Annotated in this window: 13 protein-coding genes; 2 read left to right on the top strand and 11 right to left on the bottom strand. The window is 33.4% G+C overall.

Annotation, left to right across the window (positions count from 1 at the left end):
* Positions 1 to 8: 8 nt before the first annotated feature.
* From CEF14_RS16375 to CEF14_RS16325, 11 genes are all read right to left on the bottom strand, one after another.
* Positions 9 to 2,246: a transglutaminase TgpA family protein gene (locus tag CEF14_RS16375; RefSeq protein WP_102693810.1), complete on the bottom strand. Its 2,238-nt coding sequence runs from the start codon at positions 2,244 to 2,246 to the stop codon at positions 9 to 11.
* Positions 2,243 to 3,460 (bottom strand): DUF58 domain-containing protein, encoded by a 1,218-nt coding sequence (locus CEF14_RS16370; RefSeq protein ID WP_170061535.1) that lies wholly within the window; start codon positions 3,458 to 3,460, stop codon positions 2,243 to 2,245. Before CEF14_RS16370 ends, CEF14_RS16375 begins: the two co-directional genes overlap by 4 nt.
* Positions 3,460 to 4,407: an AAA family ATPase gene (locus tag CEF14_RS16365; protein ID WP_102693808.1), complete on the bottom strand. Its 948-nt coding sequence runs from the start codon at positions 4,405 to 4,407 to the stop codon at positions 3,460 to 3,462. The genes CEF14_RS16370 and CEF14_RS16365 overlap by 1 nt, the downstream gene beginning before the upstream one ends.
* Before the next feature lie 137 nt (positions 4,408 to 4,544).
* Positions 4,545 to 5,231, bottom strand: a complete 687-nt coding sequence (locus tag CEF14_RS16360) for an ABC transporter ATP-binding protein (RefSeq protein ID WP_102693807.1) — start codon at positions 5,229 to 5,231, stop codon at positions 4,545 to 4,547.
* Positions 5,228 to 6,043, bottom strand: coding sequence for an ABC transporter permease (locus CEF14_RS16355; RefSeq protein ID WP_245890198.1), 816 nt, complete (start codon positions 6,041 to 6,043; stop codon positions 5,228 to 5,230). Before CEF14_RS16355 ends, CEF14_RS16360 begins: the two co-directional genes overlap by 4 nt.
* Positions 6,040 to 6,495, bottom strand: a complete 456-nt coding sequence (locus tag CEF14_RS16350) for a nitrous oxide reductase accessory protein NosL (protein WP_102693805.1) — start codon at positions 6,493 to 6,495, stop codon at positions 6,040 to 6,042. Before CEF14_RS16350 ends, CEF14_RS16355 begins: the two co-directional genes overlap by 4 nt.
* Positions 6,492 to 7,778, bottom strand: coding sequence for a right-handed parallel beta-helix repeat-containing protein (locus tag CEF14_RS16345; RefSeq protein WP_102693804.1), 1,287 nt, complete (start codon positions 7,776 to 7,778; stop codon positions 6,492 to 6,494). Before CEF14_RS16345 ends, CEF14_RS16350 begins: the two co-directional genes overlap by 4 nt.
* A 64-nt stretch (positions 7,779 to 7,842) precedes the next feature.
* The gene (locus tag CEF14_RS16340) at positions 7,843 to 8,478 is read right to left on the bottom strand and encodes a nitrous oxide reductase accessory protein NosL (protein WP_102693803.1); all 636 of its coding nucleotides are present in this window, start codon (positions 8,476 to 8,478) and stop codon (positions 7,843 to 7,845) included.
* A 388-nt stretch (positions 8,479 to 8,866) separates the two neighbouring features.
* Complete coding sequence (gene nadE, locus CEF14_RS16335; protein WP_102693802.1) at positions 8,867 to 9,691, bottom strand: ammonia-dependent NAD(+) synthetase; 825 nt, start codon at positions 9,689 to 9,691, stop codon at positions 8,867 to 8,869.
* Positions 9,691 to 11,175 carry a nicotinate phosphoribosyltransferase gene (locus CEF14_RS16330; RefSeq protein ID WP_102693801.1) on the bottom strand — a complete coding sequence of 495 codons (1,485 nt, stop codon included), beginning with the start codon at positions 11,173 to 11,175 and terminating at the stop codon, positions 9,691 to 9,693. Before CEF14_RS16330 ends, nadE begins: the two co-directional genes overlap by 1 nt.
* Before the next feature lie 136 nt (positions 11,176 to 11,311).
* Positions 11,312 to 11,815 (bottom strand): methylated-DNA--[protein]-cysteine S-methyltransferase, encoded by a 504-nt coding sequence (locus tag CEF14_RS16325; protein WP_102693800.1) that lies wholly within the window; start codon positions 11,813 to 11,815, stop codon positions 11,312 to 11,314.
* A 593-nt stretch (positions 11,816 to 12,408) separates the two neighbouring features.
* On the opposite strand from CEF14_RS16325, the gene CEF14_RS16320 reads away from it, so the two are divergent.
* Together CEF14_RS16320 and CEF14_RS16315 are read left to right on the top strand one after the other, a co-directional pair.
* Positions 12,409 to 13,140 (top strand): ABC transporter ATP-binding protein, encoded by a 732-nt coding sequence (locus CEF14_RS16320; RefSeq protein WP_102693799.1) that lies wholly within the window; start codon positions 12,409 to 12,411, stop codon positions 13,138 to 13,140.
* A complete protein-coding gene (locus tag CEF14_RS16315) occupies positions 13,137 to 13,892 on the top strand; it encodes an ABC transporter permease (RefSeq protein WP_102693798.1) in 756 nt (251 codons plus the stop codon). The genes CEF14_RS16320 and CEF14_RS16315 overlap by 4 nt, the downstream gene beginning before the upstream one ends.
* Positions 13,893 to 14,019 lie beyond the last annotated feature (127 nt).

Below are 14,019 nucleotides of genomic sequence, written 5' to 3'. Positions count from 1 at the left end.
AGTCAAAATCAACCGGTTAAATGATTGATTAAATATTCCCAACATTCTTTAATTTCCTTGTTATCAATTAAAGTTGCCTCTTTACTATAGATTTTTTGCTCATATACTTGTGTCAAGATACTCATATGGTTTGTTCCAAAATGTACATCCACTTGTTTTGCAAAATCTCCTAAGGTTTGTCCTTGACCTTTCGATAAACCAATTAAAGAAAGCTGCTTCAATAAATCCTCATACATACGATCGATTGGGATGTCATTTTTTCCTCTTAAGCGATATTTCATCAATAACCATTTTGGCATCCATTTCCGTCTCGTCAAAAATACTAGTATTGTTAATAGAATAATTATGATGACTGAAATGAGCATGGTTTTGTTCACTTGATTACTTGCTGTTTGATCCTTATTACGCTTTTTCTCTTCTTGTTTTTGTTTTTTCTTTTCTTCTTTTTTTACTTTTTCTTTGGCTTGTTTTTCTTTTTTCTTTTGTTCTACTTTCTTTTTCTTTTCTGCTTTTGCCTTGTCATTTTCCTTTTGTTTTGGATTAATAGTACCTTCCTTTTGTTCATCTTTTACATCATCCAGTACATTATCAAATCCATTGAAGCCGATTGTAGGTTCAAAAGACATCCAACCTACTCCTGGAAAATATGCTTCTACCCATGAATGTGCATTATTGTTGGTAATCACATAACGGCGAGTACTATCTTTCGAAAGGACTTCATCCCCTTCAGAGAAACCCTTAACCCAACGTGCAGGAATCCCTAATGTACGAAGCATAACTACCATAGAAGTTGAAAAATTGTCACAGTAGCCTGATTTCGTTTCAAAAAGAAATTGATCTACATAATCTTGTTTTTCTGACGGTACGGCTACATCAGTACGAGAGTATTTATATCCATTGTATTGAAAATACGAAACAATGGCGTTTGCTTTGTCATACAAATTTTTTTCATCTTTTGTGATTTCAACAGCCAATTTATTTACTCTTTTAGGTAAAGAAGAAGGCAGCTGCAAATATTTTTTATAGCCTTTAGGAATCTTCTTTAAATCAGACTTTCTTGTTTTCTCTAATGCCTTCAGACTATATTGAGGTGTTGAATAAGACATTGAATACTGTGGTAAAAGAACCTTCTCTTCGTTTATAGTTGGGCGAATTTTTTCACTATCAATTTCTATATAAAATGATTTATCATCATTTGGCTGATCAATAGTTTTTAATCCATATGGTTGCAATATAAATTTATAATTTTTCTTTAAAGTAATTGTCGCTTCATCGGTGTTCTTTTTTTTGCCCGGTTTCATGGACATTGGAATTTCTTCGCTATAACCAAATGTATGAACGTAAATATCACCTTCTTTACGTTCCCATCCTTTTCCTGTATAAATACTCTTTGTTTCCACACGCCAATATTGATTTTTTTTGGCAGTTGCCTCAAATACCACGGTATTATCTTTTTCGAATGGACCACCTAGTTTACGATCATCTTCTACATAACCAATCTTACCCACACTACCACTTTGACCATTTTGCCAGTTAATTAGTTTTTCTATAGGCTTAGGTACATTCACCATTGCTTGTTTTTTAGGCATTAAATAAGCAAATGCAGCACTACCAATGATCATGACAATGAGGGGAATTAGTAATAGTATATAATGGTTCCATTTCCATTTAACCTGACTATTGGTAAATAAACGATTGATAAATAAAACACCCATAAGTAATATTCCTAAAATCATAACACGAATCATTGCATACTTTGCATTATAATCTGTCAGAGTATCTAAAAAACTTAAGAATATTATGGTTGTAAAAAAGAAATAGAGTACAGAATGTTTTACTGTTAGCCAATGATGAATCAAATAGATTGTCATCCATAACAATAAGAAAAATAATATACTGCGAAATGAATCTGTCACTCCATCCCAGTTTCCGTCCATTAGGGCATGAATACTAATTACAAATTCATTAGCAATTTTCATAAAACTATCTACAGCAAATATTTTCGTCCCCATATACACATACATTAAAAACCATAGTACATATAGAATCTTAATAGTAAAGGACAGCACACCATTTAAATTGAAAATGTTGCTACCTAAACAAATTAATATGAAGAGAAGAAATAGGCCAAGATGCCCTGTGTTTGTAAGAGTGACTACGGGTACGAGCCATTCTACTAGCATCAGGAAAATAATAAGATAAAGTCCGATTAAGCCGATCCATTTCATCACAGGCGAATTCATCATTTCAACACCTCCATAAAGGCATTTGCAAATTGTTCCTGTGTTAAAGGAAATACAAGAATATCATTTTCCTTTGCTATTTTCTCTAATTTTTGCTCATTCTCTGTAATTACTTGTGCATGAGTTCGAACAATAAAACAAATAATACCTTGAGACTTTCGAGACAGATTCTTCATAATATTAAGCCATTCAGATGTCAAAGAACCCGTTACAAAATAAACCATTGCTGCATTTGCCAAAATACGATTTTGTCCAAATTTATGCTCTACTTTTTCGATTATTTTAGGTTGCACTCCTGCTAATTGATATAACGCTTGTTGCAATTGTTCTTCTGTTTGAATCTGATCCAATAAAAATTGGTTTGTAGTCGTATTTAAGAAGGAGATTGCTAAATGCTGACTTACTACTGCTGTTAAAATCGAGGCACATAACTCAACCTGTTCTTCAAATAACGCTGAAGGCGAACCATCTAACACAAGGCATATTTCTTGAGATTGTTGATCTTCAAATTCCTTCGTTTGCATATTTTGCGTTTTTGCAAATGTCTTCCAATGTATCCAAGTCATGCGATCTCCTGGCTGGTATTCACGAATACCAGATACCATTGTTGTATCGCGAACAACTGTATTACGTGCTGTTCCTGCACCACTGCTTTTGGCTATGCGTAATGGCTTGTACACAAGTTTTGTTACCTTTGGATATACAATAACGGATTTTTTAGCAGGAATTAATGCTGTTTTTTTGATCCATCCAAAGAAGTCAGTAATGGTCAGTTCTATTCCTTCTAGTTGATGATGACCACGTGTTATATTAGGAATTTCATAATCCCAAGATAATTGCTTCTTCATTCCCATCATAAAAAAATGTCTTGTTTGATCAGATGCTTCTTGATCGAATATCTCACTCGGTATACTTTCTTGAATAACTGTATAAAGCAATGGAAATCGCGATTTTCTAGTTAAAGTCATCCTCATTCGAAGTGAATCACCATGTTCTAAATGTCTTGTAAGCATTGTTCTTTCAACAGAAAATTGTTTTAACGGTACAAAAAACAGCATGAAAGAGTAAAGTGCAAAAGGCAAAAACATAAAGAAAATAAACCAACTAACAAACCCACCCTGCATCAAAGCAAAGCAAAGCGAAATAACTAGCAATAAAACAACCATCACCAGACGAGAAATAGCTTGGGATAGCCATTTAATTTTATACTTCTTCATCATTTCGAAGTCCTTTTAATGGGTACCGTAGTATTAATCATCACTCTTCCAATAATTTCTTCAGATGTAATCCCATCATAGCGTGCTTCTGGTTTTAAGATTAAACGGTGAGAAAAGACAAATGGAGCTAAAAATTGAACATCATCTGGTGTCACAAATCGGCGACCTTTTAACAATGCATAAGCTTGTGATGCTTTCATCAAAGCAATGGAGCCACGTGGACTTGCACCGAGATATACATATTGGTGTTCTCTAGTTGCCCTTGCAAGATCAACAATATACCCTTTAACTAACTCATCAACATGGACTGTCTTTACTGCTTGTTGTAATTCTTTTAATTCTTCTAACGAAACAACTGCCTGAAGTGACTCAATTGGACGTGTACCTTCTGCTCTACGTAAAACTTCAATTTCATCATCATGACTAGGATAACCCATCTTCATTTTTAGTAAGAACCGATCTAATTGTGCTTCAGGTAATGGAAACGTACCTTCATATTCAATTGGATTTTGGGTAGCCATTACAAAAAACGGTTTTGGAATTTGCACTGTTTCACCGTCAATTGTTACAGCTGCTTCTTCCATCCCCTCTAATAGAGCTGATTGTGTTTTGGGAGATGTTCGGTTAATCTCATCTGCCAAAACAATGTTCCCCATAATTGGACCTGGACGAAAATGAAATTCCATATCTTTTGGATTATAAATGGATACACCTATAACATCTGAAGGGAGTAAATCTGGTGTAAACTGAATACGTTTAAAATTAGCTCCTACTGACTTTGCAAGTGCGCGCACCATCATCGTTTTCCCTACACCTGGCACATCTTCAAGTAAAACATGCCCTTCAGCTAATAATGCTACAACACTTAATTCGGCAATATGTTTTTTCCCAATCATCACTTTTTCTATGTTTCGGATGATTGATTGCAGTTTTTCCTGTATCTCCATTCGTGGTCCTCCTGTAAACTTCTGTTTATACATTTTCTCTTTTATTTCCTCAATTAACATTATTATAACATGACTATTTTCGACACTTACAAAAAACACGACTTCATCATCAGTCGTGTTTTTCGTCGATATTACACTTATTTCTTTTTTAAACCGATTTCATGCATAAAAAGTTCTTCTAAATGATTTGTTTTTGATTGTTGTAAAACAGAGTAAATATCTCCTTGTTTTAGAACTTTCCCTTCATGTAATAGGAGGACATCATCTGCAAGTTCTTCTGCAAATGATAGGAGATGTGTTGAAAATAGAATCGTTTTTCCAAGATCCTTTTGTTCTTGTAAAATATTCTTCAACTCAGCAATCCAACGAATATCTAATCCATTTGTTGGTTCATCTAAAATAAGTAGTTGTTCGTCTCCCAATAAAGCTTGAGCTAAATTTAATCGTTGCCTCATCCCTTTAGAAAATTGCCGAACTCTTTGTTTTTTATATTCCCATAATCCAACTCGTTTTAACACTATTTCGATTTCTTTGAATGGAATATTCTTTAAGCCAGAAAGTAACTGTAAAATCTCAAGAGCAGTTAAAGTTGGTGGAAAATTCACATCATCTGGCATATAGCGAATGGAACGTTTTATCTTCCAATTTAGTTCGCCACTACTTGGCTTTTCCTCTCCAATTAGTAGACGAATCAACGTACTTTTACCTGCACCATTTCCACCCGCCAAAGCAATGATCCTTCCATCATGTAAAGTAAACGAAACATCAAGTAATCCTTGCTCTTTTGAATATCTTTTTACTATGTTTTTCCCTTCAACAATCATATTTGACGCCCTCTTTTCTCCAATATCCATTTTGCGAATACAATCGGGAACCCGATCCATAAAATCGTAATAACTGTATAAAGTAAATAACCTACTGGAGAACTGTAAAACTTAGTAAAACTATAAAATGATGGCCCTAATACGGTAGTTTGTTCAGAGAAAAGAAAATAACCAAATCGAATCCATTCAGCTGGATTAATATGAATCATTACAATGGTTAACTTTTGTAAAATATGACCCGCAACCACAGTACCAATTGCCATTAAAGCATACGATAATAACAATAAAGACAAAGCCCATACAACCAGTGATACAGCTAAAGCATGTAAACGGTTTTTGGCTAAAATTCCACATAGTATAGCAATAGATGAAAAAATAAGCATTGTTAAAATAGATAAACCTAAAAAAATAGTAGGAAAATGAAATTGTTCAGAAATTCCACTCATAGTTAATACAACACCAAAAGCCAATAACAGAATAATCGTAAAGGATAACAGTAAGGCGATGTATTTTCCTATAATATATTGCATAACGGTTAATGGATAGGTTTTTAATAATGAAAACCACCCCGATTCTAAATCACTTGCAACACTCATACTTCCAATTGTTAAGATAAATAAAGGCAGTAGGAATAATAATAGATTTAAAAAACTTGCAGTTTGTCTTGTAAAGCCTAAAACGTTTGGTAAAGCCATCTGTTGGATAAGGGAAATCGATGCAAAGACAAAAACAAAGAGTAATGCTACCGATTGCATCCAACGACTACGTAGCATTTGTCTCCATTCTAAACGAATAAATAGGTAATTTCTCAATGGTGAACACCCCATTTAAAAGTTCTTAAATCTTCAAAGCTTAATAGTTCTCCCTTACCTGCTTTTTTTATATAATTCTTTGCACTTTCTTTTGTTTTAAAAGCAATGACACCATAAGACATTGGTGTCCATATATCTTTATCATAAACGTAGGTTGCTGTTTTGACATTTAACCATTTCTCCCCACTTTGGTCCTTGATAAAGGCTTCACCTAAGTCCTTATCGTTCATACCTTTCATATATTCGATTAAACAACCAAGATCATCAAACATTTCATAATCACCATTTGTTAAGGCAATTTCACCGGCAAAATCTTTAGAGACAATACTCATATTGCAAACTTTACAAACATCCGTTTCGCTTACAATCTCTTTTGGTTTATATTCTTTATCACCACAAGCTTGTAGGAATAATAATGTAGTGAAAATACCTATTAGCAATCTTTTTTTCATCGTTGTATTTCCTTTCTCCAAAACCATAGTATTGAGAAGATGAGAGCTAATCCTATCATAACTTTTCCAACACTCACTGTACTTTCTTGTTGCATATTAATTGCACTATGCATCATTGGTGTTTGATCAACTAATTGTACTTTCTCAATTACATTCGTTTGTCGGTCCATTTCATTTAACAAAACAACACTTGGTGATTCGATAAAGTATTGATATGGTGGTTGTCTCACCATCCATTGTCCAAAACTTTGTAGTGCAACATATGTTTGATCCCCAATACCATCATCATTCACATCAATCCCTGCATAGTCATCATAATAATTTCGAGCGATATTACTAGTTGTCCCATCAGATCGGAGATTCACAATATTACCAACAAAATCATTTTCCCTTACACTGTTTTTTTTATTGGATCGAATTAATTCGACTGCTGTTTGATTCATCAAAAAAGTATTCTTCACTATTTTTGAATTTGTTAAATTTTGAGCAGAAATGGCGGTACGATTCGATTGGAATATGTTCTCAACACTTTTAATATTTTTGGATTGGAATAAAGTCATTCCGGATGCATTCAATCCATTTTGATTCATGATTTTATTTGTTGAGAGTATTGCATTTTCTGACATCATTAACATAATTCCAGTTACATTTCTGTTAAATGTATTGTTGCTTGCTTGACTATTTTTTACAAACATAAAATGAATACTATATCGACCATTTTGAATCTTATTCGCAACGAGTTTGATTCCATTTACATTTTCTACATAAATTCCGTCTTGTACATGATCAATATGGTTATGCGTTGCAATTACATTCTCACTATTAAAAAGAGCTATTCCATTTCCTTTATTAGAATAATGTCCATGGATTCCTTTGATTGAAAGGTTCCGCAGCATAACATTCTTTGAGTTATAAAGCTGAATGCCGCCCCAATTATTTATCAAAGTCACATCTTTGATTTGAAAATGTTGTACATTCTTTGCCACAATTCCTAAATGAGCGTGTTGAATCGTCAAGTTTTCAATATTCACTTTATTTGTACCTTCTATTTTGATTGCAGTTTCTTGTGTATTACTTTCTATAACAGTTTGATTTGAACCTTTAATTGTAATAGATTTACGAATGGTAACATTTTCTTTATACTTTTTTCCTTTTAGATGCAATACGCCCCCATCAGGCGTTTGGTCAATTAGTTGTTGTAAAGTTACTGTTTTTGCTTGAACTTGTGGGATCAGACAAAAAGAAGTGATAAAAAAAGCAACTAGTAGCCAAAATCGTTTCATTTATGTCTATCTCCCTTCCACGACAAAAGGCCAGAGTTCCCCCCAGCCAACCAAAGTATTGTTATTATTTTTGACTATCTGAATTGCTATCATCTGAATGCATATCCATCTTTTTATTTGAATCATTATTTTTCATATCTTGCATTTTCTTCATTTTCATTTCGTATCGCTTATGAGCAACTTCGTCAATATCGGATACTTGAACAACTTGAGCATCTTTATGTTCTTTCATAAATGCATCTGCACTTTTTTGATCCTTGAAGAATGCATATCCATAGTTCATTGGTGTTTTTATGTCTGCTTTTACAATAATAGCGTCATCTAATTTGAACCAATCTTTTGAGTTGTAGTCACGTACAAATTTTTCGTAGGTAACTTTATCTTTTCGCTCTTGGTTTAACATACACCCTATATCATCAAAGAAAATAGTGGAGCCATCTTTTTTAATTGCTTGAGCAGTAAAAGCACCCAATTCTTGTTTTGCATCAAATACCTTCATATTGCAAAATTCACAAACCGTATCTTTTGTGGGTTCTTTTAAGCGTTTATCCACAGCATTACTAGCATTAGTTGCTTGTCCGGCAGTTTGTTCAGTAGTTTGTTCAGTAGTTTGTTGATTTGTTGTTTTGGCACTATTTTGTCCACATGCCCCTAGCAATAATGTAGTTATAATAAGTACAGTTCCTAATTGCTTTTTCATTTCATTCTCTCCCTTCAACTACTTTTACTTTACCGACTAATTGTGAAAGAAGTTAAAAATCCATGTGACTAATCTTTGACTTATTTTAGCCATTTAATAAAAATCAATCGTTGACTAAAGTTTGTGCATAAAATTGCCTTACCATACGAATTATCGAAATTATAGCTCTCAATTATAAAATTACTTTAGAATCGCAAGAGTAAGTTCATTATCGAAAAAACTTTAATCAAACTATATACTTATAAATACTGCTTAATCAGTCTACCAATCTATTTTGTAATTATTTTGTTGTATACAAAAATAACAAAAGGTAACGTAAGGATTTCCTCCTCTCGTTACCTTTTGTTTAAAAACGGTTATGATTTTGCAGTAAGCGATAATGAATAAGTTATTTCCAAAAGTCATCAAAAATTGTAATAGGTAGATGGCGTTTATGTTCAGAACGTAAATAATGTCCTTCTATTTTTCGGCGAGCCTCTTCGGCAATTTCTTTTCCTTCTAAATAATCATCGATTTGGTCATATGTAACGCCAAGGGCTACTTCATCTGGTAAAGAAGGGCGATCCTCTTCTAAGTCGGCAGTTGGTGTTTTTTCATATAAATGTTTTGGACAGTTTAGTTCAGCAAGCATTGCTTTACCTTGACGTTTGTTTAATCGATAAATAGGTGTGAGATCGGCAGCTCCATCACCAAATTTTGTGAAAAAGCCTGTAATAGCTTCAGCCGCATGATCTGTACCAAGTACAACAGCATTATGATGAGCGGCAATTGCAAATTGAACTTTCATACGTTCTCGTGCTTTTTCATTTCCTTTTAAGAAATCAGAAAGCTCTATACCTGCATCTTTTAGTGATTGAACACCTGCATCGACTGCAGGTTTTATATTGACTGTATATACTTTTGTTGGCTTGATAAAGTTAATAGCGTCTTGACAATCTTGTTCATCCGCTTGTATACCATAAGGTAAACGAATTGCCCAAAATGAATATTTTCCTTCTTTAGCTTCCTGATTTAATTCATCAACAGCTAGCTGTGCCAGTTTACCTGTTAAAGTAGAGTCTTGACCTCCTGATAAGCCAAGGACAAATCCTTTTAAGAATGTGTTCTTTTTAACATAGTCTTTTAAAAAGTCTACGGATTTACGAATTTCTTCTTTTGCATTAATTTCGGGAAGCACATGTAATTCTTCAATAATTTCTTGTTGTAAAGTCATTAAATATTACCTCCTAAACCGGCATCAATTTCGCGTACCATATCTTTAACCTCTACTATATTTCTCATTTTGTTATCCCAGCACTTTTGGCTCAAGTCTACTGGATAGGCCTCTGGATTTAAAGAACGCTTATATTCATCCCAAAGTAAGTTTAGGTTTTCTTCTGCATATTTCTTCATTTCTTGTACTGGTGGATTTTCATAAATAATTTTTCCATCCTCAATTACTTTTTTATGAAGATTTTTAGCAGCAAAGTTTGTTACGAATTTTGAAATAAATGTATGGACAGGGTGGAACATTTTAATACGTTCTTCTGATTCAGGATCTTCATCATGCATTGTGATATAATCGCCTTCAGCTTTACCATTTTCAAGATCGATGATTCGATACAACTTTTTCAAACCTGGTGTTGTTACCTTTTCAGCATTCGCAGAAATTTTAATACGATCTTGCATTTTACCATTTGCATTTTCAAGTGATACAAGCTTGTATACTGCTCCTAACGCGGGTTGATCGTAAGCTGTAATTAATTTTGTACCGATTCCCCATTGATTAACCATTGCACCTTGCGCAAGTAAATTTAAGATTGTATATTCATCTAAATCATTTGATGCAACAATTTTTGCATCTGTAAAACCGGCTTCATCTAACATTTTACGAGCTGCTTTTGATAGAAAGGCAATATCTCCACTGTCCAAGCGAATACCTATGAAATTAATCTTATCGCCTAATTCTTTTGCTACTTTAATCGCAGTTGGTACACCAGATTTTAAAGTATCGTATGTATCAACTAAGAAAACACAGTCTTTATGACGGCGTGCATAGGCATGAAAAGCTTCATAATCACTTTTATACGCTTGCACCAATGAATGTGCATGAGTACCAGCAACAGGAATATTAAATAATTTTCCTGCTCTAACATTACTAGTTGAATCAAAACCACCAATGATTGCCGCTCTTGTCCCCCAGATCGCTGCATCCATCTCTTGTGCACGACGTGTACCAAACTCCATCACAACATCATCTTTAACAATTTGTTTAATACGACTAGCTTTTGTTGCTATCAATGTTTGATAGTTCACAATATTTAGTAACGCTGTTTCAATTAATTGAGCTTCTACTAAAGGAGCTTCAATACGAACAATTGGTTCATTACCAAAAACAAGCTCTCCCTCTGTCATAGAGTAGACATTTCCAGTAAAACGTAGATTTCTTAAGTATTCAATAAAATCCTTGTCGTATCCTACTTCTTCTTGAAGATATTCTAAGTCCGATTCACTGAAGTGAAAATCGCGTAGATATTCCAGCATTCTTTCTAATCCAGCAAAAATTGCATAACCATTACCAAATGGCAATTTTCGAAAATACAATTCAAATACAGCTTTTCGATTATGTATTCCATCTGCCCAATAACTTTCTGCCATATTAATTTGATATAAATCTGTATGTAGCGTTAGGCTATCATCTGGATATTTTGATTTCATACTTAGTCCCTTCTTCCACCATCTTGATAACAAATAGTATACACTATTTAACTGTAAATATGTCTTGTTAACTAAGTTGTTGTCATGACAACTGTATAACTGACTGGATATCTAACGGAAAATTCGTAATAATCAATCATTCTTTATATGATACGTTTTCGATGTCCAGCAATTCTTTTTTTAAAGGAATTCCACTTCTAAATCCCGTTAGTTTTCCATTTTTACCTATGATACGGTGACATGGAACAACAATTAGAATTGGGTTTGCACCTATCGCTCCTCCAACTGCTCTTACAGCCTTTGGATTATGGATCATATTTGCAATTTCAGAATAACTAGTAGTTAATCCATATGGAATTTGTAATAACGCTTGCCATACTCGTTGTTGAAATTCAGTTCCTTGTAAATCTAAAGAAAAGTCAAAAGTAGTTCTTTCTCCTGCAAAATATTCTTGTAGTTGTTTTTTGTATTCTAGCATTTTCTCTTGATTTTCTACCAGTACCGCATCCTTATAATGCTTTTGGTACCATCCTTCCAACTCATCCATTGATGTCCCAATATAACTTAACCCTTCATCAGATGCTGCAATGATAATTGTCCATTCTTTTTGATTGAATAAAGTCCAATATATATTCTTCATTATTCTCCTCCAATATAATGTGGTTTTTTTCTTAGTGTTAATTGATCACCATTTCTTATTGGTTGCTAATACTGCCCATTCTCTTGAATTGGAATTGAAGCAATTCCGTGATTATTTAACATACCTCATATTCCATTTTATATAATTGTAGTATACATTCCTAAAGGTGTTTAAAAAATTTGTCCATAATCGAAGCATATTGATATTTTCTTTTTATACAATCAGCATTGAAAATACTAAGGTACCTAGTCATTCAAAATATTATGAAGCCATCATTTATTGTTAAATGCTTTTAAAAAAATAATTTATTATACTCGATTTTGTATTATTATGGCTTGTAAAATATTGGTATTCTAGGATTTGTTCGAGGAGTAGTTAGGGAATTTTAGGGCAACAAATTAGTCGTTCTTTTGTTTATATGTTTAAAGAAGAATCTTGTCGAAAATACGGAAAATGTGTCACGTGAAACAATCGATAATCATTGAATATTTTTCTTATACGGCTACAATTACCCTAATAAAAGATGTTGGAGTACATAATACTTGTTTGTGCTACATTTAAATTAAGAATATTGCTCGAGAGAGGTGTTATATATGAATACAATTTACCAACCTGCTATTCATTTTCATAATGTTGATTTTGAAGTGGATGGACAGAAAATTTTACAACAAGTTACAGGTTCTTTCCCTAAAGGGAAAATCACTACACTAGTAGGTCCTTCGGGTGCTGGAAAAACGACTTTACTTAAACTATGTAATGGTTTAATCTCACCTACTACAGGGGAAATTTATATTGATAATGAACCAATTACCTCATTAAATCCAGTCTTATTACGTCGCCATGTTGGTATGGCATTACAGTCTGCACCAATGATCAAAGGCACCGTTTATACAAATTTATCTTTACCTAAGACATTACAAGGTACGTCACTATCTCGAATCGAAGCCATTTCTTACTTAGAAGACGTAGGATTAGATGAATCATTTCTTGAAAAGGACGCTTTAGACTTGTCTGGTGGCCAGCGCCAGCGTGTTTCTATCGCAAGAACACTAGTAAATAAATCAGATATTCTATTGTTAGATGAAATTACTTCTGCTCTAGATCGAACATCCGTTAAAGAGGTGGAAGAACTAATTATCAAGATTAATCAAAAATACAAAGTAACGATTATTTGGATTACTCATAATTTAGAGCAAGCTATTAAAATTGGTCACTACACTTGGGTCATGATGAACGGTCAAGTGATTGAAACGGGAAAAAGTACTCTATTAACTAATCCAACAAAAGAAATTGTGAAACAATTTGTAGAGGGGGGAATGGAATGAGTTATGCTACTCTTTCATTAACATTACTATTTGTCTTAATCCCGCTAATACTGTCCAAGACTTTACAACTTGGTTTAGAAAAAGATACGCTAATTGCTACGATTCGTTCTATCATACAGTTACTAGCGGTAGGGTATATTTTAAAATTTGTATTTGAATCGAACGGTATTTTTTACATATTTATGATGATTACATTAATGATTGTTGCTGCCACAGCTAACGCACGAAAAAAAGGCAAAAAAATTGGTGGTATCACATGGAAAGTTGCTATTACGATGATTACTGTTGAAGTTATTGTACAATCAATTTTACTTGGCTTTCATATAGTTCCAGCTACAGCACAATATATTATTCCAATTAGTGGAATGGCAATAGGTAACTCTATGGTATTATCTATACTCTTTTTGAATAGATTCCAGGCGGAATTAGAAGCTCATAGAGAGGAAACAGAACTAATACTGTCACTTGGAGGTACACCAAAACAAGCCATCCACAGACAACTTATTCAAGCCATAAAAGCAAGTATGATCCCAACAATCGAAAGTCAAAAAACGATTGGTCTTGTTCAATTACCAGGTATGATGAGCGGTCAAATTATTGCCGGTGCGGATCCAATCCAAGCTGTTCAATTCCAATTGTTAATATTATTTGTATTACTAACGACTGCTGCTATCTCTAGTATTTTATTAGGCTTTTTATCTTACCCATCTCTTTTTAACAATCGCATGCAAATGCTAAAAGGTAAATTTTAAAAGAACGCAAAAAAACGTCTTTCCTATTCCATGTAGGGAAAACGTTTTTTGCGTCATAATATTAATTTTTGTACCTCAATACTAAATTACAGATATTATCTCGTTAATGCAACTTCTTTTTCATAAA

Source organism: Rummeliibacillus pycnus (assembly GCF_002884495.1).
Taxonomy (GTDB): Bacteria; Bacillota; Bacilli; order Bacillales_A; family Planococcaceae; genus Rummeliibacillus; species Rummeliibacillus pycnus.
This window is presented reverse-complemented; position numbering and strand designations above follow the sequence as displayed.

What these genes read in the sequence shown, in the direction of transcription:
- CEF14_RS16370 (WP_170061535.1), bottom strand. Translation starts at nt 3,460, where the DNA reads ATGAAGAAGTATAAAATTAAATGGCTATCCCAAGCTATTTCTCGTCTG.
- CEF14_RS16375 (WP_102693810.1), bottom strand. Translation starts at nt 2,246, where the DNA reads ATGATGAATTCGCCTGTGATGAAATGGATCGGCTTAATCGGACTTTAT.
- CEF14_RS16360 (WP_102693807.1), bottom strand. Translation starts at nt 5,231, where the DNA reads ATGATTGTTGAAGGGAAAAACATAGTAAAAAGATATTCAAAAGAGCAA.
- CEF14_RS16350 (WP_102693805.1), bottom strand. Translation starts at nt 6,495, where the DNA reads ATGAAAAAAAGATTGCTAATAGGTATTTTCACTACATTATTATTCCTA.
- CEF14_RS16325 (WP_102693800.1), bottom strand. Translation starts at nt 11,815, where the DNA reads ATGAAGAATATATATTGGACTTTATTCAATCAAAAAGAATGGACAATT.
- CEF14_RS16340 (WP_102693803.1), bottom strand. Translation starts at nt 8,478, where the DNA reads ATGAAAAAGCAATTAGGAACTGTACTTATTATAACTACATTATTGCTA.
- CEF14_RS16365 (WP_102693808.1), bottom strand. Translation starts at nt 4,407, where the DNA reads ATGGAGATACAGGAAAAACTGCAATCAATCATCCGAAACATAGAAAAA.
- CEF14_RS16330 (WP_102693801.1), bottom strand. Translation starts at nt 11,175, where the DNA reads ATGAAATCAAAATATCCAGATGATAGCCTAACGCTACATACAGATTTA.
- CEF14_RS16345 (WP_102693804.1), bottom strand. Translation starts at nt 7,778, where the DNA reads ATGAAACGATTTTGGCTACTAGTTGCTTTTTTTATCACTTCTTTTTGT.
- nadE (WP_102693802.1), bottom strand. Translation starts at nt 9,691, where the DNA reads ATGACTTTACAACAAGAAATTATTGAAGAATTACATGTGCTTCCCGAA.
- CEF14_RS16320 (WP_102693799.1), top strand. Translation starts at nt 12,409, where the DNA reads ATGAATACAATTTACCAACCTGCTATTCATTTTCATAATGTTGATTTT.
- CEF14_RS16315 (WP_102693798.1), top strand. Translation starts at nt 13,137, where the DNA reads ATGAGTTATGCTACTCTTTCATTAACATTACTATTTGTCTTAATCCCG.